Here is a 21,719-nt window from a genome sequence, read left to right on the forward strand (position 1 = left end):
CCCGAGAATGTCATCAGCGCCCCAGCCCTCGCCCCGCCACGAGATCGCGCACCTGGGTCACGTGGAACTGCTCACCCCGGAGCCGGAAAAGAGCCTGGACTTCTTCGTCCGCGTGCTCGGGCTGACCGAGAACGGGACCGAAGGCGACTCGGTGTACCTGCGTACCTGGGACGACTACGAACACCACAGCCTCAAGCTCACCGCGAGCAAGACCTCCGGTGTCGGGCGCACGGCACTGCGCGCATCCAGTGAGGAGGCCCTCAAGCGGCGCGTGGTGGCGATCGAAGAGCGCGGACTCGGGATCGGCTGGGCCGACGGTGACACCGGAATCGGCCCCACGTATCGCTTCCACGACCCGGACGGCCACGAACTCGAGATCTACTGGGAGACCGAGCGCTACGACCCGCCGGAGCATCTTCGTCCGGCGCTGAAGAACCAGGCCCAGGCCTACCCGGGCCGCGGGGTCGGCGTCCGCCGCCTCGACCATGTCAACTATCTCGCGCTGGAGGCCGAGGCCAACGGCCGGTTCATCTGCGACGCTCTCGGCGGGCGGGTGACCGAGCAGATCCAGCTCGACAGCGGGGTCATTTCCGGGCAGTGGACCAACTTCGCGCAGAAGTCCTACGATTTGGTCTATACCAATGACTGGACGAAGACGAAGGGCAGGCTGCACCACATCGCCTTCGCCACCGACACCCGCGAGGACATCCTGCGCGCGGCCGACATCGCGCTCGACAACGGCGTCCACATCGAAACCGGGCCGCACAAGCACGCGATCCAGCAGACCTTCTTCCTCTACCTCTACGAGCCCGGCGGCAACCGGATCGAACTGTGCAACCCGACCGCGCGGCTGATCTTCGCGCCGGACTGGGAGCCGGTCACCTGGACCGAAGCCGAGCGGGCCAAGGGACAGGCCTGGGGGCTCAAGACCATCGAGTCCTTCCACACCCACGGCACCCCGCCGGTGGAGTGACGACGGAGGCATGACCGACCTCTGCTTCATGACCGCGCTCGACCTGAAAGCCGCGCTGGCCGCCAGGGAGCTGTCCGCACGCGAAGTGGTGCGAGCACACCTGGACCGGATCGAGCGGGTCAACCCCAAGGTCAACGCCGTGGTGACCCTCGTCGCGGAGCGCGCGATCGAGGCGGCGAAGGCGGCGGACGAACGTGCCGCCGCCGGTGCCGCACTGCCGCCGTTGCACGGAATTCCCGTCGCGCACAAGGATCTCCACGAGACAGCGGGAATCCGTACGACGTTCGGCTCGCCCCTGCGCGCCGACTACGTCCCGGAGCGCGATCAGCTGATCATCGAGCGGATGCGCGGTGCGGGCGCGATCACGCTGGGCAAGACGAACGTGCCCGAGTTCGGCGCCGGGTCGCACACCTTCAACCCGGTGTTCGGGGCGACGCGGAATCCTTACCACACCGGCAAGTCCGCGGGCGGCAGCAGCGGTGGCGCGGCCGTCGCGCTGGCCTGCGGGATGTGCGCGCTCGCGGACGGCAGTGACACCGGCGGCTCACTGCGCAACCCCGCGTCGTTCACCAACGTCATCGGTTTCCGGCCTTCGCCGGGGCGCGTGCCGAACTGGCCGGCGCTGCTGGGATGGACCACGCTCAACGTGTCCGGACCGATGGCGCGGACCGTCGCCGACGCCGCGTTCCTGCTCTCCGTGATCGCCGGGCCGGACCCGCGGTCGCCGATCTCGCTTGAGGAGCCGGGCGCGAGCTTCGCGAAGCCGCTGGACCGTGACTTCCGGGATGTCCGCGTGGCGTGGTCGCCGGACCTGGGCGGTGCGGTGCCGGTGGAACCCGCGGTCGCCGCCGTGGTCGGCGACTCGGCGAAGGTGTTCGCGGATCTCGGTTGCGTGGTGGAGCGTGCCTGCCCGGACTTCGCCGGAGCCGACGAGGTGTTCCGGACCCTGCGAGCCTGGCAGTTCGAAGTGTCGTTCGGCCCCCTGCTGGAAACGGGGCGGCTCAAGGAGACCATCCGCTGGAACACCCTGGCCGGAAGGCGGCTCTCCGGGCCGGAACTGGGCCGTGCGGAGGTGTTGCACACTGAGTTGTTCCAAAGGATGCGCGAGTTCTTCACCCGCTACGACTTCCTGCTGCTGCCGGTCAGCCAGGTGCCGCCGTTCGACCTGGAACTGGAGTACCCGGCCGAGGTGGCGGGGGTGGCGATGGAGACCTACCTGGACTGGATGCGCTCGGCGTACTTCGTTTCGGCCACCGGCAATCCGGCGTTGTCCGTGCCCGCCGGTTTCACCTCGGACGGTCTCCCGGTGGGCGTGCAGATCGTCGGGCCGCACCGGGCGGATTTCGCCGTCCTGCAGGCGGGGCACGCGTTCGAACAGGTCACCGCCTTCGCGCGCCGCCGCCCACCGGTTTGTGCGGACTGAGCCGTTACTTCGGGTCGAGCACGAAGACCGGGATCTGCCTGTCGGTCTTCGTCTGGTACTCGGCATAGGGCGGGAAGGCCGCGACGGCCCGCTCCCACCACTCGTCCCGCTCGGCGCCCTCGACCTCGCGCGCGACGTAGTCCTTGGTCACCGTTCCGTCCTGGAGCGGGAACTCGGGGTGCGCCTTGATGTTGTAATACCAGGTCGGGTGCTGGTCGGCACCGCCCTTGGACGCGACGACGGCGTAACTGCCGTTGTGCTCCACCCGCATCACCGGGGTGTAGCGCAGTTTGCCGGTCTTCGCGCCACGCAGCGTCAACAGCACGATCGGCATGCCGTTGATGTCGACGCCGTCCGTGGTCCCGGTCTCAAGGATCTTCTCGGTCTGGTCACGAACCCAGCCCGCGGGGCTGAGTTCCACAGTCTCGTTTGGCACGTCAAGGTAGAACGCTCTTGGCGCCGAGACCATTCCCGCGCCTGATATAACCGACGGGACATTTGCCGAAGGAAGGCGGGCACCTCGGATGACGGACCTCGACGCATGGCTGGCCGAGAGCCCGTTCCTGCGTGACCTCGGCGTCCGGTGGCGCGACGGGAAAATCGTGATGACGGTCACCGAGCCGCACACCCTCACCGGGGCTCTGCACGGGGGCGCGACCGCCGCACTGGCCGCGGTGTCGGCTCAGGCGACGATGCGCGCCTCGGAGCCGGAACTCGATCCCAGCACGTCGTCGATCCACGTCACCTACCCCCGCTCCGGGCGGGGCACCGTCTTCACCGCGGTGAGCACGCCGATCCGCCGCGCACGCGAGCTCGGCTTCTACCAGACCGAGGTGCGCGACGCCGAGGAACGGGTCATCGCCACCGCGTCCAGCGCCCTGTCCACCGATCGCCACGGCGGCGCCGACATCCCCGCCCAGCCGTCACCTCCGCACGATCCGGGTGGACTGGGCAAGGGAATCGAGTCGATTCCGTTCATGCGACGCCGGGGTGTGCGGACCGAGGGCATCGACCACGGCGCTCTCGAACTCACCATGGCCGCCGAGGAGCGGAACCTCGACGGCAAGGGCAGGCTCCACGAAGGCGCGGTCCTCACCCTCATCGACGTGGCAGGCGCATGCGTGCCGTGGACGCACTCACGTCCCTCCGATGCCACCAGCGGTGTCACCATCACGCTGCACGCGCACATTTTGGGCGAGCTTCCCGACAGCGGCGTGGTCGCCCGGGCCGGGGTGACCGCCCACGACGACCGCTTCTTCTGGTGCGACGTGGACGTTTTCACCCAGGCCGACCGCCGGCTGTGCGCGAAGGGACACCTGACCTACCGGTACCTGTGACCGTTCGCGCGGCATTACCCCGGTGACCCGCGAGCGAATGTACGGAAAATGCGTTTTGTCGCGAACAACCGTCCGGAAGCGCGCTGCCGCATGGCCCAGAAGGCACGGCCGAATGTTCGTATTTTTCGTCTGACGCTTGCCTCGTTTCAGCGAGCGCGTTAGATGGAAAACGCTGTCCGCGCCGGTGTGGAGCGGAGTCGCTGGGGGACGACGTGGTGCCGGAATTCCGTCTGCTGGGTGATATCGAGGTCCGTCTTGACGGACGCCCGATCGCGATCGGCTATGCACGGCTTCGCCATGTCCTGGCCGTCCTGTTGCTGGAGATCAACCGGCCGGTACCGGTGGACGAAATCGTCGGCCGTGTCTGGGGAGAACGTCGCCTGCCGCGCAATCCGCGTGGCGCCGTCCAGCACAGTGTGAGTGTTTTGCGCCAGGCTTTGGCCGTTATCGAGGACGTGTCGATATCCCGGCGTCCGGCGGGATATCAACTCGATGCCGATGCCGGAACCGTCGACGTGCACCGATTCGCCGCGCTGCTGCGGGAGGCGCGCGCCACGGAGGAAGACGAACGCGCCGCCGAGTTGTTCGAGCAGGCGCTGGAATTGTGGCGCGGAGAACTGTGTACGGGCCTGGACACGCGCTGGGCCGAATCCGAGCGCGCCGCGCTCGACGCGCAATGCCAGGCGGCCCGGTGCGATCTGACCGACATCCGGCTGCGCCTTGGCCGGCACACCGCCCTGCTGGCCGAACTGTCCGGCCAAGCCCAGCGGTATCCGCTGGACGAACGAGTGGCGGGCCAGTATCTGCTCGCGCTCTACCGCAGCGGCCGTCAAGCGCAGGCCTTCGAGTACTACCACCAGGTCCGGCACCGTCTGGCCGAGCAACTGGGCGTCGATCCCAGCGCCTCGCTGCAACGGCTGTACCAGCGGATCCTGGCCGCGGATCCGGAACTCGCCGCTCCCGAGCGCCCGCCCTCCCCCGGCCTCACGCCGGTTCCGGTGCCACGCCAGCTGCCCGCCCGGCCGCGGTCCTTCACCGGCCGTGAGCGCGAACTCGACGACCTGACCACCGCGCTGAACACGGCGGAAGGACCCGGTGGCACGATGGTGATCTCGGCGATCGGCGGGAGCGGCGGGATCGGCAAGACGTGGCTCGCGCTGCACTGGGCACACGAAAACCTCGACCGCTTCCCCGACGGCCAGCTGCACGTCAACCTGCGCGGGTTCGACCCCACGGGAGAACCGATGCCGCCCGCCGTGGCGGTGCGCGGATTCCTGGATGCCCTCGGCGCCGGACCCGCCGCGCTGCCTTCCGGAGAGGATGCCCAGGTCGGGCTGTACCGCAGCCTGGTGGCGGACCGGAAGATGCTGATAGTGCTGGACAATGCCCGCGACAGCGACCAGATCGCCCCGCTGCTGCCGGGCAGCACGAGCTGCACCGTCGTGATCACCAGCCGGCGTCGTCTCACCGGGCTGGTCACCGGACACGGCGCGCACATCCTGGATCTGGACGTGCTGGGCCCGGCCGAAGCGCGGGACCTGCTCGCCCGCCGCCTCGGGAACGAACGGGTGGCCGCCGAACCCCGGCCGCTGGCCGAACTGCTCGAAGGCTGCGCCGGGCTGCCACTGGCACTCGGCATCGTGGCCGCGCGCGCCGCGGCCCATCCCGGCTTCCCACTCGCCTCACTGGCCGGCGAGCTGCGTGACCTGGCCGGCCGTCTGGACACTTTGGACGGTGGGGAGCTGGCCACCAACATGCGCGCGGTGTTGTCCTGGTCCTACCACGCGCTGGCCCCCGAGACGGCCACCGTCTTCGCGTTGCTCGGACTGGTGCCGGGGCCGGACATCGACACGGCCGCCGCGGCGAGCCTCACCGCGCTTCCGGCGACGCGGATCCGCGCGATACTGCGTGACCTGGAAAGCGCGTCGCTCGTCCAGCAGCACGTCCCGGGCCGCTACCGGATGCATGACCTGGTCCGCCTCTATGCCGCGGAGCAGGCGCAGCGCGATGGTGACGACGAGGTCCGGACCAGTGCCCTGCGCAGGTTGACCGATTTCTACCTGCACACCGCGTTGAACGCCGAGCAGTTGCTTCAGTCCCTGCTCCCGCCGATCGAACTCGGCGAACCCGCCGCCGGCTGCCATCCGAGCCCACTGAACGACCAGGCCACGGCGCTGGCCTGGTTCACCATCGAATATCCGAACCTGCTGGCCATGCAACGCCTGGCCGCGGCACAGGGCTGGGCCATGTCGGTCTGGCGCCTGGCCCGGAGCGTGACCACCTTCCTCTACCGGCAAGGGCGGTTCCCCGCGGCCCTGACCGCGTTGCGGACCGGCGAGGCCGCCGTCGCCGATCTGGACGACCCGATCGTGGCCACCGGCTCGCATCAGCTTCTCGGCGCGATCTTCTCCGAGCTGGGCCAGTACGACAACGCCCTGCGTCATCTCACCCTGGCCGAACAGGGCGGTGACCTGCCCGGCCAGGCCTACACCGACCACACTCTGGGCTGGCTGTGGTCATTGCGCGGGGACAACCAGCGGGCGTTGCGGTATGCGACCCGAGCCCTGCACCGGTACCGATCCCTCAACATGGTGGCGGGACAGAGCCGGGAGCTCACCGTGATCGGCTGGTACCTGGCACAACTCGGCGAATACGACAAGGCCCGCACCCAGTGCGCGGCCGCACTGGGCCTCGCCCGCCGCCACGGGCAGGTCGAGGACGAAGGGCTCACCCTCGGCATCCTGGGCCACATCGCCCATCACACGGGCAAGCAGGTCGCGGCCCTCGGCTACCTCCGGCAGGCCCTCGCCATTTTGCGCGAAATCGGCAACACCTACTACGAGGCGACCGTCCTGGACTATCTCGGACGATGCCACGAAGCCATCGGCGACATCGGATCAGCGCACGCGGCCTGGCGAGAAGCGTTGCGGCTGTACCGGATCCAGCATCGCACGACCGACGCTGAGCGCCTTGACGAAAACCTCGGCTCAGGCCCCGCATCGTGACCGGGCCGGCTGACGCCGGCCCGGAAGCGCACGCGATGCTCAGGCGCAGTACGCGATGAAGTACGGGCCTTCATAGACTGGACTGGGGAAAAAGTCGCCATATTCGTCCTCGTACCAATAGGTCACCCCGCCGGGATAGACATAGGTTTGCACGAGGACGAAGACGTCGGTCCCGTCCGTCGCGCAGTCCGCGGGTTTCACCTGGTTCGCGGAAGCGGTCGCCGTGGGAGCCGGTGCGGTGGCCGCCATCGCGGTACCGGCGGGAACGAGCAGAGCGGCGGCGAAAGCCACCACCACGGTGATTTTCCTTGCGACTGACTTCACGAGCGTGCCTGCCCTTCATCCGAGTCGTCATCCGGACCGGCGAAACCGGCCGGGGAAAGACTGCGCTCCCGGCCTTTGGCGTTTCTTTGGTTTCGCGTTGGTACGGAGAGCGCGGTCGATCGACGCCGGGCGCCTGACCAGCGGCCAATGCACCACCAAAGCATTACCAACGGGCCCGGGAGCAGTCTTTCCCCGCGGTCACCCGACCACCGAGGTGACTTAGCAGAAAGGTCGATGATGAAGAGAACGCTCTGCGTTGGTGCCATCGCGGCGGCCGCCGTGCTGGGGACGGTAGGTACCGCGGCGGCCGCGACACCGGCCGCTTCCCAGGGGCAGGCCGCACCGGCGGCGTCCTGGGTTCTCTACGAGTCCCATGTTTCGGGGAGCCAGTGCGTCACCGACGGCCAGTGGGTTCTGGCGCATATTTCCGGTGTTTTCAACTACTGGTGTGACGCCTCGGACAACCACGCCAACGACGGAAAGTACGCCCTCTGGGTGAACCAGTGATCTGATTCACCTCGCGTGGGCCCGTCCTGTACGACGGGCCCACGCCGCGCTCGCTGGGCGCACTCCCTGATGTTCGGCATATGGTCTTCCCGTCCGCATTGTGCTACAAGTGAGACGGTCCAATGACGGCACCCCGACGATGAGGAACAGTGTGAACGCAGAGTTTCCCGACTACGACGCACTGTTCCAGCGCCCCGGCACCGCGAAGGGAACCGCCTGGGGCCTGTGGGGCGATGACGACCAGCTCGGCACGATCAACCTGCTGACCCCCGAGCGCGTGGTCCAGGCGGCGGCCCTCGTGCGATCCGGCAAACGGTTCAATCTCGACTATCCGGTCAACGCCTTCGAGCCGTTCCCGACCGGCACGCGGCACGCCGCCGGCCACCACATGTTCGCCAACAATCCCCACCACCGCGACGACTACCTGGACTCGTTCTACCTGCAGTCGTCGTCGCACCTCGACTCGCTCCGGCACATCGGCCATCCCGGGCGCGGTTTCTACGGCGGCCGCGCGAAGGAAGAGATCACCGACGCCACCGACGTGCTGGGCATCCACCACTACGCGCAGGCGGGCATCGTCGGGCGGGGTGTGCTGCTCGACGTCGACCGCTACCTCGCCGCTCAGGGCACACCGTTGGAACTCAACGATCCCACCGCTTTCGATGGTGACCTGCTCGACGCGGTCGCCGCCGCTCAGGGCGTGGAACTCGCGCCGGGAGACATCCTCCTGCTGCACACCGGCTGGGCCGCGCGCTACCTCGCGCTGACCACGGAGGAACGGATCGCGCTCAACAAGCGGCGCTCCACGCCCGGACTGGCACAGACCGAATCCGTCGTCCGCTGGCTCTGGAACCACCGGATCGCGCTCGTCGCCGCCGACAACACCGGCGTCGAGCGTTCCCCGGCGCAGCAGTCCGACTACTTCGACCCGGCCCAGCCACCACCGGAGCGGGGGCCGAACCACAACGGCATGATCCACCGCCCGCTGATCGCGCTCCTCGGCATGGCCCTGGGTGAACTCTGGGCGCTCGACGAACTGGCGGCCGACTGCGCCGACGACCACCGCTACGAATTCCTGCTGGTCGCCTCGCCGCTGAATCTGGTCGGCGGGGCCGGGTCGCCGTGCAACGCGATCGCGATCAAGTGACGCCTCCGATGGAACTCGGACTGGCGCTCGATCTCGGCACCGATCCGTCGTCCGGCGGCATCGCCGACCAGATCCGCCGGGCCGCTCCCCTGCTCACTTTGGCCGAGCAGGCCGGTTTCACGTCCGTCTGGCTCGGCGAGAGCTACCACACCGCACCCGCGCCGTTCCATCTCCCCAGCGCGCTGATGGTCCTGGCCCACCTCGCTCCGATGACGAAGCTGGGACTGGGAACCGGGGTGCTGCTGGCCCGTGCCCACCATCCGGACCGGCTGGCCACCGAGGCGGCGCTGGTCGACCAGCTTTCCGAGGGACGGCTGACGCTGGGAATCGGGCTGGGCGCCGACGGTTTGAAGGGAGTGCTGGGCGGCCTCGGCCAAGCGGGCGGACCGATGTTCGAGGCGATGCTCGCCCGGCTCCGCACGCTGTGGCGAGAGCGGCCGGCCGGAACCTACGTGCCCGCGCCGTACCGGACGGGAGGACCGCCGATCCTCATCGGCGGGCGCGGCCCCGTCGCGGCCCGGCGCGCGGCCACCCTGGCCGACGGCTACTACTCGGCGACCAACTACTCCGACCGGCTTCTCGCCGCGCAGAGCACCGCTTACCTGGAAGCCCTCGCGGCGCACAACCCTCATGCCCGACCGTCGATCGCGGTCAACCGAGTGTGCATTGTGGACAGTGATGGCGCCACCGCCCGGAACCACGCCGAGGAACACCTGGCGCGGCTGCACCATTACTACCGGTCCCTCAACGCGTGGGACATCGGTCGTGCGGACGGCGACCCCGAGCCGGTCCTCGTCGGTACGCCGACGGAGATCATCGCCAGGCTCCGTCACTACCGCTCGCTCGGCGTGACCCACGTGCAGGCCCGGATCGCTCCGGCCGGTATGCCGGAGGAAGTGATCCGGCGCACCATCACGGAACTGGGCGAGCACGTGATCCCGAACTTGCGGGCCCTCGACGCGGGCCACAGGTTTACGCAGGGCACTTCTTCGGCATGAAGAACGGAAGGGTCAGCTGCATCAGCGGTCCGATCGCGACGGCATACAGCACGGTCCCCACGCCGACCGATCCACCCAGCGCCCAGCCGATCGCCAGGACGAGGACTTCGATCACCGTCCGCACCACGCGTATCCGGTAGCCGCGCGCCGCGAGCGCGGTGGTCAGGCCGTCTCGCGGGCCCGGACCGAAACCGGCCGCGATGTACAAGCCGGTCGCCACGCCGTTCAGCAGGACACCGGTGACGAGCGCGACGACCTGTAAGGCCACAGCGCGTTGGGGCGGGACCAGCCACACCGTCGCGTTGACGCACAAGCCGACCAGGACCGCGTTGCCGAAGGTCCCGACGCCGAAACGCTGACGCAGCGGGAACCACAGCAGCAGGATGACCAGGCTGACCACGATCGTCCAGGTGCCGACCTGTCCGCCGAAGGTCCTGGACAGACCTTGGTGCAGCACGTCCCACGGCCCGACGCCGAGATTCGCCCGGAGGATCAGGCCGCTGCTCACCCCGTAGGCGACGAGACCGCTGAGCAGCATTGCCGAGCGCAGCGGAAGACGGTCATCGGGCAGCGGGAGAAGGATGCTCACGTGATCAATCTGCAGGAATTGGTCTGCGTGCTCCAGTACCAATCTACCCTTGCTGGTATGGCTGACCTCACCGAACTCGTCGCCCAGCTCAAACCCGCCCTGGGGCGGCGTTCGGCCTATCTGGATCTCGCCGACGGTCTCCGGACGCTGATCATGGACGGTCGTCTCGTGGCCGGCGACCGGCTGCCGCCTCAGCGGACGTTGGCCGACGCGCTCGAACTGAGCCGGACGACGGTCGTGTCGTCGTTGACCCTGCTGCAGGCGGAAGGGTTCCTTTCGTCCCGCCAGGGAAGTGCCACCACCGTGTGCGTCCCGCCCGAGCGCGTCGACCGGCCCGACGAACCGGCCTGGCTGGCGAAGGACGAGCCCCCTGCCATCGACCTGTCGATCGCCGTTCTGCCCGCGCCCGGCCAAGTGAGCCCGGCGGCCCACCGGGCCGCCGAACGCCTGCCGGCGATCCTCGCCGGAGGAGGGCTGCACCCGCTGGGGCTCACCGAACTGCGGAACGCCGTCGCGGCGCGGTTGAGCCGTCTCGGGGTGCCGACGCGGGCCGACCAGATCGTGATCACACAGGGCGCGTTGCACGGCTGGGACCTGATCCTGCGCACCTTCGCCCGGCCGGGCAGCCAGGTTCTCGTCGAGCAACCCAGCTACCCGGCCGCGATCGACGCGATTCGCGCGCATTACGCCCGCCCGCGGCCCGTGGCCGTGACAGCGGAGGGCTGGCAGTGGCCTCAGCGTCTCGACAGATCCGCGGACATCGCCTACATGGTGCCCGATTTCCAGAATCCGACGGGCCATCTGGCCGACGAGAGCGAGCGGCGCCGTCTCGTCAAACGCACCCGGGGAATGATGCTGTGCGTCGACGAGACCTTCGCCGAACTGGGCGACGGTCCGGTGATCACCCCGACCGCCGCGTATGACAAACGGGTCATCACGATCGGAACACTGTCCAAACTGGTCTGGGCGGGACTGCGGATCGGCTGGGTGCGAGGGCCGCGCGAGGTCGTCAACCGGCTGGCGGCGGCACGATCGAGCCAGGACATCGCCGGGCCGGTTCTGGACCAGTTGCTCGCACTCGAACTGATGGACCATCTCGACGAGATCGGCGACGGCAGGCGATCCCTTCTGCGACAGCGACGCGCGCACACCGCCGCAGCGTGCCGTCGTGCCGGCTGGGAGGTCGTCGAACCGTCGGGCGGACTGTTCCTGTGGGTGGACCTGAAGGGTGCCAGCAGCACACGACTGTCCCATCTGGTTCGCGCACGGGGCGTCCGGGTCCCGCCGGGAACGCGTTTCTCCACCGGCGGAACGCATGATCGGTACCTGCGCGTGCCGTTCACATCTACGCCACCGGTGTTGTCCGAGGCTGTCCGCCGAATAGCGGAAGCGGCCGACGAGGCCGACGGGAAGTCCCGCTCCGCGACGTCTCCCGTCTGGACGATCTGAGCTTCGCTTTACCTGTGGGAAAGCGGCTTTTCGCCGTCGTCGTCCGGTAATCGTGCGGTGAGGACCGGTTGGAAGAATCCGGTCCCCTCCGGGGGATGCCAGACCGTTTCGCGGAAGCCCACACCGGTGGCGACCGCGGTGATCTGGTTCTGGGTCAACGCCCAGTAGGTAGCGCGGTAGACGTGGGTCGACCAGGTTCCGTCGTGCGGGACGAGCTGGAAGAGTTCGAGATCGTAGCGTTCTCCGTCGTCATGCCAGTTCCAGAGTTGGAAGGTGATGGCTCTGCCGCGCGGAGTATCGATGACCTGCGGCAGTGTCGCGGGTGGCCGGTGGGCACGGAGCACGTCGTAGGGCCGGGCTGACCGCGGCGTCTCGTCCGCGTTCTGACCGAACGTCCCCAGCCGTCCTAAACCCGCGGTCCCATCGCGTCGACGCGCGCCTCGGCCGTGGCCCAGTCGCCGCCGGTGGGCAGATAGCGCTCGACCGTCTGCGTGGCACGCACCAGCGCCCGCATCGCCGCCAGATCCGGCAGGTCCTGTCCCAACGCCCGTGCCTGGACCAACAGGTTGCCCAGTGCCGCCGCCTCGACCGGTCCGGCGATCACCGGTACCTCGCACGCGTCGGCGGTCAGCTGGCACAGAAGCCGGTTGCGCACCCCGCCGCCGACGATGTGCACCACGTCGACCGGGCTGCCCGTCAGCCGGGCCGCGCACCGCACGGTTCGCCGGTAAGCGAGCGCGAGACTGTCCACAATGCACCGGACCGTCTCACCACGGGTGCGGGGGGTGGGCTGCCCGGTGTCGCGGCACACCCTAGCGATCCGGGCGGGCATGTCGCCGGGGGCGAGGAATTCGGGCGCGTCGATGTCGACGACCGCGGCGAGCGCCGGTGCCTCGGCGGCTTCGGCGAGCACCTGGTCCAGTTCGACGGCTTCGCCCCGAGCGGACCAGGTGCGGAGCGTTTCGGAGAGCACCCACAGGCCCATCACGTTGCGCAGGAAGCGGATCGTGCCGTCCACCCCGCCTTCGTTGGTGAAGTTCGCGGCGCGCGCGTCCTCGCTCAGCTCCGGCTCGGGCAGTTCGAGGCCGACCAGGGACCAGGTCCCGGACGAGATGTAGGCGAAGCGCGTGCCGGGTTCGGCGGGCACCGCGACGACGGCCGATGCGGTGTCGTGGGACGCCACCGCGACCACCGGCAGTTCCGGCAGGCCGTGCTCGGCGGCGATTCCGGGCCGCAGGGTGCCGACTCGCTCGCCCGGGTCTCTGAGCGGTGGCAGCAGTCGCGGCGGAATGCCGGCCCGTTCGGCCAGACTGGTTGCCCATGTTCGCGCGCGGACGTCGTAGAGCTGGGTGGTGGAAGCGTTGGTTTGTTCGGCGCCCACGTTCCCGGTGAGCCAGTAACCCAGCAGATCCGGCATCAGCAGCATCGTCTCCGCAGCCGCGAGACGGTCCACTTCGGACAACAGTTGATAGAGCGTGTTGAACGGCAACTGCTGCACACCGGTGACCTGATAGAGCTCGCGTGCCGAAACCGACTCGGACACCCGCGCGGCCACGCCGTCGGTCCGGAAATCCCGGTAGTGCACGGGATTGCCCAGCAACCGGCCGGCCCGATCGAGCAGGCCGTAGTCGACGGCCCACGAGTCGATCCCGATGCCCGACACCGGCCCACCGGCGCACGCGGCCCGCACACCGGCCAGCGTCTCGCGGTAAAGCCCGAGCACGTCCCAGTACAGCGTGTCCCCAGCCCGCACGCCCCCGTTCGGAAAGCGGTGCACTTCGTCGAGAGCGAGCGTGCCGGAACCCACGCTTCCCGCGATGACGCGCCCGCTCGTCGCGCCGAGATCGACCGCCGCCAAACGCAGCGGCCGCCCGGGATGAGTGCTCATGACGCTCAGCGCAGGAAGGCGGCGGGCACGCCGGCGTCGACGGGCACATGCATGCCGGTGGTGTGACCGAGGTCGCCGGCCGTGAGCGCGAACACCGCGGCGGCCACATGTTCGGGCAGCACCTCGCGCTTGAGCAGCGTCCGCTTGGCGTAGAAGACGCCGAGTTCCTCCTCGGGCACGCCGTACACGGCGGCGCGCTGGGCACCCCAGCCCCCGGCGAAGATGCCGGAACCTCGGACCACACCGTCCGGGTTGACGCCGTTGACGCGGATGCCGTACTCCCCCAGTTCCGCCGCGAGCAGCCGGACCTGGTGCGCTTGATCGGCCTTGGCCGCGCCGTAGGCCAGGTTGTTCGGCCCGGCGAACACGGAGTTCTTCGAGGCGATGTAGACGATGTCACCGCCGGTCCCTTGCGCGATCATCGCTTTCGCCGCCGCCTGCGCCACCAGGAACGAACCCTTCGCCATGACGTCGTGCTGAAGATCCCAGTCCTTCTCCGTGGTTTCCAGTAGTGGCTTGGAAATCGACAGCCCCGCGTTGTTGACCACCAGGTCGATTCCGCCGAAGGCGAGCACCGTGGCGTCCACCGCCGCCGCGACCGCACCGGCGTCGGTGACGTCGGCGGTGACCGCCACCGCCGTGTCGGGACCACCGATCCCGCGTGCGGTTTCGCCGGCCGCCCCGGCGTTCAGATCCGCGACCGCGACGCACGCGCCCTCGGCGGCCAGCCGTTCGGCGATCGCCTTGCCGATGCCCGAACCCGCGCCGGTGACCAGCGCGATCCGGCCCGCCAGCGGCTTGGGCCTGGGCATCCGCCGCAGCTTGGCCTCCTCCAAGGCCCAGTACTCGATCCGGAACTTCTCGCTTTCGGGGATCGGGGCGTAGCTGGAGATCGCTTCGGCGCCGCGCATCACGTTGATCGCGTTGACGTAGAACTCACCCGCGACCCGCGCGGTCTGCTTGTCCTTGCCGAAGGAGAACATCCCGACGCCCGGCACGAGCACGATCGCCGGATCGGCGCCCCGCATGGCGGGGCTTTCCGCGGTGGCATGCCGCTCGTAGTAGGCGCGGTACGAATCGCGGTACGCGGCGTGCAGTTCCTTCAGCCGCGCCACGACGTCCTCGATCGGCGCGGTCCCCGGCAGATCGAGCACCAGCGGAGCGACCTTGGTGCGCAGAAAATGGTCCGGGCACGACGTGCCCAGCGCCGCGAGCGGCTCGAGCCTTTCGCGGGAAAGGAAATCGAGCACGACTTCGGTGCCGGTGTAGTGGCCGACCTGGCGCTGATCGGTGGAGACGAGCCCGCGGATCACGGGGGCGAGCGCGGCGGCGCGGGCCAGGCGGTCGGCTTCGGGCAGCGGTTCGAAACCGGATACGACGGCGCCGAACGGCTCGGCCTTGCCCCGCTCGGCGATGAACCCTTCGGCGGTGCGGATGATCTCCAGCGAGTTCCGCTCGCATTCCTCCGACGTGGCGCCCCACGCGGTGATGCCGTGGCCGCCGAGGATCACGCCGATGGCACGCGGATTGGCCCGCTTGACGGCCGCGATGTCCAGGCCCAGCTGGAATCCCGGGCGGCGCCAGTCCACCCAGGCCACGCGGTCGCCGAAACACTCCTTGGTGAGCGCCGCGCCGTCTGCCGCGGTCGCCAGCGCGATGCCGGAGTCCGGATGCAGATGGTCGACATGGACGGCATCGACCAGCCCGTGCATCGCCGTGTCGATCGACGGCGCGGCACCACCACGACCGTGCAGACAGTAGTCGAACGCGGCGACCATCTCGTCCTCGCGATCGACTCCCGGGTAGACATCGGCGAGAGCGCGCAACCGGTCCAGCCGCAGCACCGCCAGTCCCGCTTCGGTCAGCGTGCCGAGGTCACCACCGGATCCCTTGACCCACAACACTTCCGTGGGCTGGTTCGTGACCGGGTCGCGGACCTCGCCCTTGGCGGAGGTGTTCCCCCCGGCGTAGTTGGTGTTGCGGGGATCGGCGCCGAGCGCGTTGCTGCGCGCCACGAGTTCTTCCGGGACTGTCATGGCTTTCAGGCTCCCCATCCGGCCTGCCGGCCACCGACCCGTTCGGCCTCGATCTTCTGCTGATAGCCACTGCGGTGGTAGGCGGCGACCGGGTTCTCGTCGAGCCCGGCTTCGGCACGAACCTCGGCCAGAAGCGGCCGCACATCGGTGTTGTAGGCGTCCATCAGCACGGCGTTGGCTTCGAGCACGTTCCCCTCGCGCTGAGCGGCCCGCAGCGCGTCCCGGTCCACCAGCAGCGCCTTGGCCGTGGCCTCCTGGACGTTCATCACCGAGCGGATGGTCGCGGGAATCTTCCGCTCGATGTTGTGGCACTGGTCGAGCATGAACCGGATACCGGAGGACTCCCCGAGCCCGTCACCGCGGACGATCTCGTACATGATCCGGAACAGCTGGAACGGGTCGGCGGCACCGGCCATCAGATCGTCGTCGGCGTAGAACCGCGAGTTGAAGTCGAACGCGCCGAGCTTTCCGGCCCGCAGCAGGAACGCCACGATGAACTCGATGTTCGTGCCGGGCGCGTGGTGGCCGGTGTCGATACACACCGTCGCCTTCGGACCGAGTTCGACGCAGTGCGCGTAGGCCGTGCCCCAGTCCGGGATGTCCGTGGCGTAGAAGGCCGGCTCGAAGAGCTTGTACTCCAGCAGCATGCGCCGGCCGTCACCGAGCCGGTCATAGGCCTCGCGCAGCGCCTCGGCCAGCCGGTCCTGACGGTCGCGCAGGTCATCCTGGCCCGGATAGTTCAGGCCGTCGGAAAACCACAGCTTCAGGTCGCGTGACCCCGTGGCGTCCATGATGCCGATCGCTTCGAGGAGGTGGTCGGTGGCCTTACGGCGAATGGCCGGGTCGGGATTGGTCACCGAGCCGAGCTTGTAGTCCTCGTCCTGGAACACGTTGGTGTTGATCGCCCCGATCTCGACACCCAGGTCGCGCGCGTAACGGGCGAGCGCACCGAAGTCGGCCACCTGGTCCCACGGGATGTGCAGCGCGACCGAGGGCGCGACGCCGGTGAACCGGTGCACTGTGGCGGCGTCGGCGATCTTCTCCTCCGGAGTGCGGGGAACGCCGGGCTGGCCGAACACCTTGAAGCGGGTGCCCGAATTCGCGTACCCCCAGGACGGGGTCTCGATGCGCTGCGCCCGCAGCGCGGATTTCACAGCCGTCTTGTCGGCCACGTGGCTCACGTCTTTCCTTCCCGGGCACCGTCGCGTCCTTTGTGGAGGGACCGGCCGGGCCGCGCGGCCCGGCCGGTCCGGCGCGTCAGAAGTGGAACTGGTCGATGTTGTTCGCGTCGAAGACGGTCGGCGGGCCGAGCACGATCTCCCCGTCCTTGCCGATGGTGTACTCACCGAGCTTGCCCGCCTTGAACTTCTGTCCCGCGGTGCCGGTGATCTGCCCGGAAGCCAGGGCGACACCGGCGTAGGCGGCCAGGTAGCCGATGTCGGCCGGGTTCCACAGCGCGAACTGCTTGACCGTGCCGTCCTTGACGTATTCCCGCATCTGGTTCGGCGTGCCGAGGCCGGTGACCGCGACCTTGCCCTTGTAGTTCGACGACGACACGTAGCGCGACGCGGCGGCGATCCCGACCGTGGTCGGCGCGACGATCACCTTCAGGTTCGGGAACGACTGCAACAGGCCCTGCGCCTCCTGGAACGACTTCTGGTCGTCGTCGTTGCCGTAGGCGATCTTGTCCAGCTTCAGGCCCGCGTTGTCCGGCTTCGCCAGCTCCTGCTTGACCACGTCGATCCAGGCGTTCTGGTTGGTGGCGTTGGGCGTCGCGGACAGGATGGCGATCTCGCCGGAGCCGCCGGTCAGGTCGCGGGCGCTCTTCACCAGCTGCTCGCCGATGCTCTGGGTGGTGGCCTGGTTGATGAACACGTCCCGGCAGTCCTTGGCCGCGTCGGAGTCGAACGCGACGACCTTGATGCCCGCGCTCCGCGCCTGGTTCAGCGACGGGCACACCGCGTTCGGGTCGTTCGCGGCGATGCCGATCACGTCCTGCTGCTGCTGGATCAGCGTGTTGATGTAGCTGACCTGTGACGACGCGCTCGCGTCGTTCGGCCCGACGAGCTTGTACTCGCCCTTGAGTTCCTCGACCGCGGCCTTGCCGCCACCGGCCTCGATATCGGAGTAGGGATTGTTCAGCTGCTTGGGCAAAAACGCCATCTTCACGCCCTGTTTGGTGGGCGCGTTCGGGTTCGCCGTCGCGGTCGACGGCGCGGCCACGCCCGAACCCGAGGCGTCGTTCTTGGTGGTGCCCCCGCACGCGGCGAGCGTCACCACCAGACTCGCCGCCAGGAAGCCGGTGAGAACTCGACTGGACAATTTGGGCACCTTTCTTTCGCGAGTGGGGATCCGCGACGCAACGAAAGCCATCCATCACCTCATTCGCTGACGGCGAGCACAGGATCGGGAATCCGGGACGAACGGCCTCGGCGTCGCCGGATCGCGGCGCGGGCCGAGGAGACGATGTTGGGCAGCAGCACGGAGATGATCAGCAGCACACCGGTCACGATGTTGAGCGCCTCGTTCGACACGTCACGCAGGCGCAGGACGTTCTGCAGGGTCGCCAGCAGCACCACCCCGGCGAGCACGCCCGGCAACGTGCCCTTGCCCCCGAAGATGGACACGCCGCCCAGCAGCACCGCGGCCACCACGGCCAGTTCGAGGCCGAAACCGTTGTCGGCGCGGGCACTGGAGTAACGCAGCGTCCACACCACACCGGCCAGGCCCGCGACCGCGCCGCTGGTGACGTACAACCAGAACTTCAGGCGCCCGGTCCGGATCCCGGCGAAGCGGGCCGCCAGCTCACCACCGCCCGCCGCGAACACCGCGCGCCCGGCCGGAGTCGCGTGCAGGACCAGTCCGAAGATCACCGCCAGGAGCACCAGCGGGATCAGCACGTTCGGGACGCCGCCGAGCGTGCCGGTGACCCACGACGTGTAGGCGCGCGGGAAGTCGGCCACCGCGGAATCGCCCAGCACGACGAAGGCGAGCCCGCGGTAGAGCGCGAGGGTCCCGATGGTGACCGCCAGCGAGGGCAGTTTGAGCACGGTCACGAAGAAGCCGTTGACCGCGCCGAGCACCGCCCCCAGCACGACGCACAGGGGCATGATCGAATCGATGGTCAGGCCGCTGTCCCACAAGGACCCCATGACCGCGGAGGTCAGGCCCAGCGTGCTGGCGACCGAAAGGTCGATCTCGCCGGTGACGATGACGAACGTCATCGGCAGTGCCACCAACGCGATCGGAAGCAGGTCCAGCAGCAGGAAGGTGAAGTTCCGGCCGGTGCCGAAGTTCTCCACGGCCACCGACGCGATCACGAGCACGACGGCGGTGACCACGATGACGGCCGCGTCCCAGCTCGCCAGGCGACTCTTAAGCGCTCCGGACATGAGCATCCCTCTTCTTGAGTGCCTTCGCGACCCGGGCCGCGACCAGCCGGTCGGCGCCGATGGCCAGCAGGATCAGCGCGCCGACGATCGCCTGTTGCCAGAACTGGTTGATTTCGAGCACGGCCAGGGCGCTGCCGATCACGGTCAGCAGGAGCGCGCCGAGACCGGCTCCCCAGACCGTTCCGCTGCCGCCGAACACCGCCACCCCGCCGACCACCGCGGCCGCGACGACGTTGAGTTCGTAGCCGGTGCCCGCGGCCGCGTCGACGGTGCCGAAGCGGGCCGCGAACAGCACACCGGCAAGCCCGGCGAGCGCGCCGCTGACGCCGAACGCGACGACCGTGTGGCGTCCCACCTTGATGCCGGCCAGCTCGGCGGCCCGCGGGCTCGACCCCATCGCGTACAACTCGCGCCCGGCGCGGTAGTTGCGGAGCACCACGCCGGCGACCACGATCACCAGTGCCGCGATCAGGACCAGCCAGGGGACGCCGAGCAGCGACGAACCACCGAAGTCCAAAAAGGACCGTGGCAGCCGGTCGGCGTTGATCTGGCGTCCGCCCGCCCAGAAATAGCTGATTCCGCGATAGGCGTAGAGCGTGCCGAGGGTGACCACGAGCGCGGGCACCTGGCCGAAGCGCACCAGCGCGCCGTTGACGAGTCCACATGCGACACCCACGCCCACCCCGGCCAGCAGTGCCACGATCACGGGCAGGCCCTGGTCGTCCCGTAGCAGCGAACCGACCGCGAACGCCGACAGGCCCAGGACCGACCCCACCGACAGGTCGATGTTGCGGGTGATCATCACGATCGCCTGGCCCACCGCGAGCACCGCCAGGATCGCCGTGCCGAGCAGGATGTCCCGGATACTCTGGCCGGACAGGAACCGGGAGTTCTGGGTCGCGGTGAACGCCACGAGCGCGACGAGCGCCAGCACGATTCCCAGCTCGCGCGCCTGGAAAACCGCCGGCGACACCGAACGTCCTGGAGAAGTCTTCGCCCGCGCGGACGCCGCCACCCTGGTCGCGTTCATGCCGCCGCGTCCTGTCCCATCGCGGCGAACATGACCGAGTCCTCGGTCGCCTCGGCCCGGGGGATCTCCGCGACGAGGCGGCCTTCCCGCATGACCAGGATCCGGTCCGCCATGCCCAGGACCTCGGGCAGGTCGGAGGACACCATCACCACCGCGACGCCTTCCGCCGCCAGTTCCGACATCAGGCGGTGTACTTCCGCCTTCGTGCCGACGTCGATGCCCCGGGTCGGCTCGTCCACGATCAGCACCGCCGGGGCCATCGCGAGCCACTTGGCGAGCACGGCCTTCTGCTGGTTGCCGCCCGACAGTGTCCCGACGGCGTCCCCGAGCCGGCCGTACTTGATGCGCAACCGGTCCGTCCAGCGCAGTACCTCGCGCCGTTCTCCCGGCCCGAACAGGAAACCGAACCTCGACAGCGCACCCGACCGTGGCAAGGTCACGTTGCGCTGCAGGGAAAGGTCCATCACGAGTCCCTGCTGTCTGCGGTCCTCCGGCACGAGCGCCATACCGGCGGACATGGCGGCGCGGGGTGAGTGGGGCCGCAGCCGTTTCCCGCGGACCGTGACCGTTCCGGCGTCGCGTTCGTCGACGCCGAACACCGCCTGCACGACCTCGGAACGCCCGGCTCCCACCAGGCCGGCGAAGGCCACGATCTCGCCTGCCCGCACCGAAAACGAAATGTCACGGAAGACTCCCTCGCGCGTGAGTCCGTCGACCTCGAGCACCACCGCGCCCGGAGTCACGTCCTGCTTGGGAAAAAGCGCGTCGAGATCACGGCCGACCATCCGCCGGACCATCTCGTCCACGGTCAGCCCGGCGATCGGGTCGGTGGAAACATGCCTGCCGTCACGCATGATCGTCACGCGCTGGCACAGCTCGGTGATCTCCTCGAACCGGTGCGAAATGAACATGATCGCCGCACCCTCTTCCCGCAGCGCCCGCACGACCGAGAACAGCCGCTCGACCTCGACCACGCTCAACGCCGCGGTCGGCTCGTCCATGATCAGCACGCGGGCGTCGGCGGAGAGCGCCTTGGCGATCTCGACGATCTGCTGGTCGGCGATCGACAGCCCGCGGGCGGGGCGCGCGGGATCGATCCGGACGCCGAGACGCTCGAAGAGTGCCCTCGCCTCCGCGCGCATCGCGGCACGGTCGATCATGCCGAGGCCACGCCGGGGATGGCGCCCCATCACGATGTTCTCCTCGACCGAAAGATCTCCGAACAGCGTGGGTTCCTGATAGATCACCGCGATCCCCGCCGCCTTGGCGTCCGCGGGTGACGAGAATGCGACCGGTTCACCGTCGAGGGCCACCGTGCCGGCGTCCGGACGGTGCACTCCGGCAAGGATGCCGACGATGGTGGACTTCCCGGCGCCGTTCTCGCCCACCAGCGCGTGCGCTTCTCCGGGGTGGAGGCCGAAGGAGACATCCGCGACGGCGGCGACCGCGCCGAAGGACTTGGCCACGCCGCGGACCTCCAGCAGGGGCACGCCGCCCGGATCGGGGCGCTCCATCGCGACCTCCGAAATTGAAAGGTTTCATTCACCTGGCCGCGGTGACGGTACTATGAAGGAAATCACGGTGTCAATCGCGAGGGTGAAAACCGCGATCAACTACGGTT

At 68.9% G+C, this 21,719-nt stretch carries 19 protein-coding genes; 8 read left to right on the forward strand and 11 right to left on the reverse strand.

The window, feature by feature from the left end; translation table 11 throughout:
- The first annotated feature begins 7 nt into the window (after nucleotides 1–7).
- Together ACFSXZ_RS05795 and ACFSXZ_RS05800 are read left to right on the forward strand one after the other, a co-directional pair.
- The gene (locus ACFSXZ_RS05795; RefSeq protein WP_378261998.1) at nucleotides 8–973 is read left to right on the forward strand and encodes a catechol 2,3-dioxygenase; all 966 of its coding nucleotides are present in this window, start codon (nucleotides 8–10) and stop codon (nucleotides 971–973) included.
- Nucleotides 974–983: 10 nt separating this feature from the next.
- Nucleotides 984–2,396, forward strand: a complete 1,413-nt coding sequence (locus ACFSXZ_RS05800; protein ID WP_378262000.1) for an amidase — start codon at nucleotides 984–986, stop codon at nucleotides 2,394–2,396.
- Nucleotides 2,397–2,400: 4 nt separating this feature from the next.
- Here ACFSXZ_RS05800 and ACFSXZ_RS05805 read toward each other — a convergent pair whose 3' ends face one another.
- A complete protein-coding gene (locus ACFSXZ_RS05805) occupies nucleotides 2,401–2,832 on the reverse strand; it encodes a nitroreductase family deazaflavin-dependent oxidoreductase (RefSeq protein ID WP_378262002.1) in 432 nt (143 codons plus the stop codon).
- A gap of 88 nt (nucleotides 2,833–2,920) precedes the next feature.
- Here ACFSXZ_RS05805 and ACFSXZ_RS05810 point away from each other — a divergent pair, with 88 nt between their 5' ends.
- Both ACFSXZ_RS05810 and ACFSXZ_RS05815 read left to right on the forward strand, forming a co-directional pair.
- Nucleotides 2,921–3,733 carry a PaaI family thioesterase gene (locus tag ACFSXZ_RS05810; RefSeq protein WP_378262004.1) on the forward strand — a complete coding sequence of 271 codons (813 nt, stop codon included), beginning with the start codon at nucleotides 2,921–2,923 and terminating at the stop codon, nucleotides 3,731–3,733.
- A gap of 215 nt (nucleotides 3,734–3,948) precedes the next feature.
- Nucleotides 3,949–6,738, forward strand: coding sequence for an AfsR/SARP family transcriptional regulator (locus ACFSXZ_RS05815; protein WP_378262006.1), 2,790 nt, complete (start codon nucleotides 3,949–3,951; stop codon nucleotides 6,736–6,738).
- 39 nt (nucleotides 6,739–6,777) lie between these two features.
- Here ACFSXZ_RS05815 and ACFSXZ_RS05820 read toward each other — a convergent pair whose 3' ends face one another.
- Complete coding sequence (locus ACFSXZ_RS05820; protein WP_378262008.1) at nucleotides 6,778–7,035, reverse strand: hypothetical protein; 258 nt, start codon at nucleotides 7,033–7,035, stop codon at nucleotides 6,778–6,780.
- 261 nt (nucleotides 7,036–7,296) lie between these two features.
- Between ACFSXZ_RS05820 and ACFSXZ_RS05825 the strand changes: the two genes are divergently transcribed.
- From ACFSXZ_RS05825 to ACFSXZ_RS05835, 3 genes are all read left to right on the forward strand, one after another.
- The gene (locus ACFSXZ_RS05825; protein WP_378262010.1) at nucleotides 7,297–7,569 is read left to right on the forward strand and encodes a hypothetical protein; all 273 of its coding nucleotides are present in this window, start codon (nucleotides 7,297–7,299) and stop codon (nucleotides 7,567–7,569) included.
- Nucleotides 7,570–7,720: 151 nt separating this feature from the next.
- A complete protein-coding gene (locus tag ACFSXZ_RS05830) occupies nucleotides 7,721–8,716 on the forward strand; it encodes a cyclase family protein (protein WP_378262012.1) in 996 nt (331 codons plus the stop codon).
- A complete protein-coding gene (locus tag ACFSXZ_RS05835; protein WP_378262014.1) occupies nucleotides 8,713–9,714 on the forward strand; it encodes an LLM class flavin-dependent oxidoreductase in 1,002 nt (333 codons plus the stop codon). Before ACFSXZ_RS05830 ends, ACFSXZ_RS05835 begins: the two co-directional genes overlap by 4 nt.
- On the opposite strand, the gene yczE is transcribed toward ACFSXZ_RS05835, so the two are convergent.
- Complete coding sequence (gene yczE, locus ACFSXZ_RS05840; protein WP_378262016.1) at nucleotides 9,689–10,303, reverse strand: membrane protein YczE; 615 nt, start codon at nucleotides 10,301–10,303, stop codon at nucleotides 9,689–9,691. The two genes, ACFSXZ_RS05835 and yczE, sit on opposite strands and share 26 nt — an antisense overlap.
- Before the next feature lie 57 nt (nucleotides 10,304–10,360).
- Here yczE and ACFSXZ_RS05845 point away from each other — a divergent pair, with 57 nt between their 5' ends.
- The gene (locus tag ACFSXZ_RS05845; protein ID WP_378262018.1) at nucleotides 10,361–11,752 is read left to right on the forward strand and encodes an aminotransferase-like domain-containing protein; all 1,392 of its coding nucleotides are present in this window, start codon (nucleotides 10,361–10,363) and stop codon (nucleotides 11,750–11,752) included.
- 8 nt (nucleotides 11,753–11,760) lie between these two features.
- Here the strand turns inward: ACFSXZ_RS05845 and ACFSXZ_RS05850 are convergent, their stop codons facing one another.
- The 8 genes from ACFSXZ_RS05850 to ACFSXZ_RS05885 form a co-directional block, all read right to left on the reverse strand.
- Entirely contained in the window at nucleotides 11,761–12,096 is a 336-nt protein-coding gene (locus ACFSXZ_RS05850) for a hypothetical protein (protein WP_378262020.1), read from the reverse strand.
- 62 nt (nucleotides 12,097–12,158) lie between these two features.
- Complete coding sequence (locus ACFSXZ_RS05855) at nucleotides 12,159–13,640, reverse strand: rhamnulokinase (protein WP_378262022.1); 1,482 nt, start codon at nucleotides 13,638–13,640, stop codon at nucleotides 12,159–12,161.
- 5 nt (nucleotides 13,641–13,645) lie between these two features.
- Nucleotides 13,646–15,676 (reverse strand): bifunctional aldolase/short-chain dehydrogenase, encoded by a 2,031-nt coding sequence (locus ACFSXZ_RS05860; protein ID WP_378262024.1) that lies wholly within the window; start codon nucleotides 15,674–15,676, stop codon nucleotides 13,646–13,648.
- Between the two features lie 5 nt (nucleotides 15,677–15,681).
- The gene (gene rhaI, locus ACFSXZ_RS05865) at nucleotides 15,682–16,848 is read right to left on the reverse strand and encodes an L-rhamnose isomerase (protein WP_378262773.1); all 1,167 of its coding nucleotides are present in this window, start codon (nucleotides 16,846–16,848) and stop codon (nucleotides 15,682–15,684) included.
- A gap of 85 nt (nucleotides 16,849–16,933) precedes the next feature.
- A complete protein-coding gene (gene rhaS / locus ACFSXZ_RS05870) occupies nucleotides 16,934–17,998 on the reverse strand; it encodes a rhamnose ABC transporter substrate-binding protein (RefSeq protein ID WP_378262026.1) in 1,065 nt (354 codons plus the stop codon).
- Nucleotides 17,999–18,057: 59 nt separating this feature from the next.
- On the reverse strand, nucleotides 18,058–19,068 hold the full coding sequence (locus tag ACFSXZ_RS05875) for an ABC transporter permease (protein ID WP_378262028.1): 1,011 nt from the start codon (nucleotides 19,066–19,068) through the stop codon (nucleotides 18,058–18,060).
- Entirely contained in the window at nucleotides 19,052–20,098 is a 1,047-nt protein-coding gene (locus tag ACFSXZ_RS05880; RefSeq protein ID WP_378262030.1) for an ABC transporter permease, read from the reverse strand. Before ACFSXZ_RS05880 ends, ACFSXZ_RS05875 begins: the two co-directional genes overlap by 17 nt.
- A complete protein-coding gene (locus tag ACFSXZ_RS05885; protein WP_378262032.1) occupies nucleotides 20,095–21,612 on the reverse strand; it encodes a sugar ABC transporter ATP-binding protein in 1,518 nt (505 codons plus the stop codon). Before ACFSXZ_RS05885 ends, ACFSXZ_RS05880 begins: the two co-directional genes overlap by 4 nt.
- Between the last annotated feature and the right edge of the window lie 107 nt (nucleotides 21,613–21,719).

Origin of the sequence: Amycolatopsis pigmentata (genome assembly GCF_042684065.1) — a bacterium.
GTDB classification, from domain to species: Bacteria; Actinomycetota; Actinomycetes; order Mycobacteriales; family Pseudonocardiaceae; genus Amycolatopsis_E; species Amycolatopsis_E pigmentata.

Coding starts and splice junctions, on each gene's coding strand:
- ACFSXZ_RS05845 (WP_378262018.1), top strand. CDS start 10,361: ATGGCTGACCTCACCGAACTCGTCGCCCAGCTCAAACCCGCCCTGGGG.
- ACFSXZ_RS05810 (WP_378262004.1), top strand. CDS start 2,921: ATGACGGACCTCGACGCATGGCTGGCCGAGAGCCCGTTCCTGCGTGAC.
- ACFSXZ_RS05795 (WP_378261998.1), top strand. CDS start 8: ATGTCATCAGCGCCCCAGCCCTCGCCCCGCCACGAGATCGCGCACCTG.
- ACFSXZ_RS05825 (WP_378262010.1), top strand. CDS start 7,297: ATGATGAAGAGAACGCTCTGCGTTGGTGCCATCGCGGCGGCCGCCGTG.
- ACFSXZ_RS05855 (WP_378262022.1), bottom strand. CDS start 13,640: ATGAGCACTCATCCCGGGCGGCCGCTGCGTTTGGCGGCGGTCGATCTC.
- ACFSXZ_RS05880 (WP_378262030.1), bottom strand. CDS start 20,098: ATGAACGCGACCAGGGTGGCGGCGTCCGCGCGGGCGAAGACTTCTCCA.
- ACFSXZ_RS05860 (WP_378262024.1), bottom strand. CDS start 15,676: ATGACAGTCCCGGAAGAACTCGTGGCGCGCAGCAACGCGCTCGGCGCC.
- ACFSXZ_RS05885 (WP_378262032.1), bottom strand. CDS start 21,612: ATGGAGCGCCCCGATCCGGGCGGCGTGCCCCTGCTGGAGGTCCGCGGC.
- ACFSXZ_RS05875 (WP_378262028.1), bottom strand. CDS start 19,068: ATGTCCGGAGCGCTTAAGAGTCGCCTGGCGAGCTGGGACGCGGCCGTC.
- ACFSXZ_RS05800 (WP_378262000.1), top strand. CDS start 984: ATGACCGACCTCTGCTTCATGACCGCGCTCGACCTGAAAGCCGCGCTG.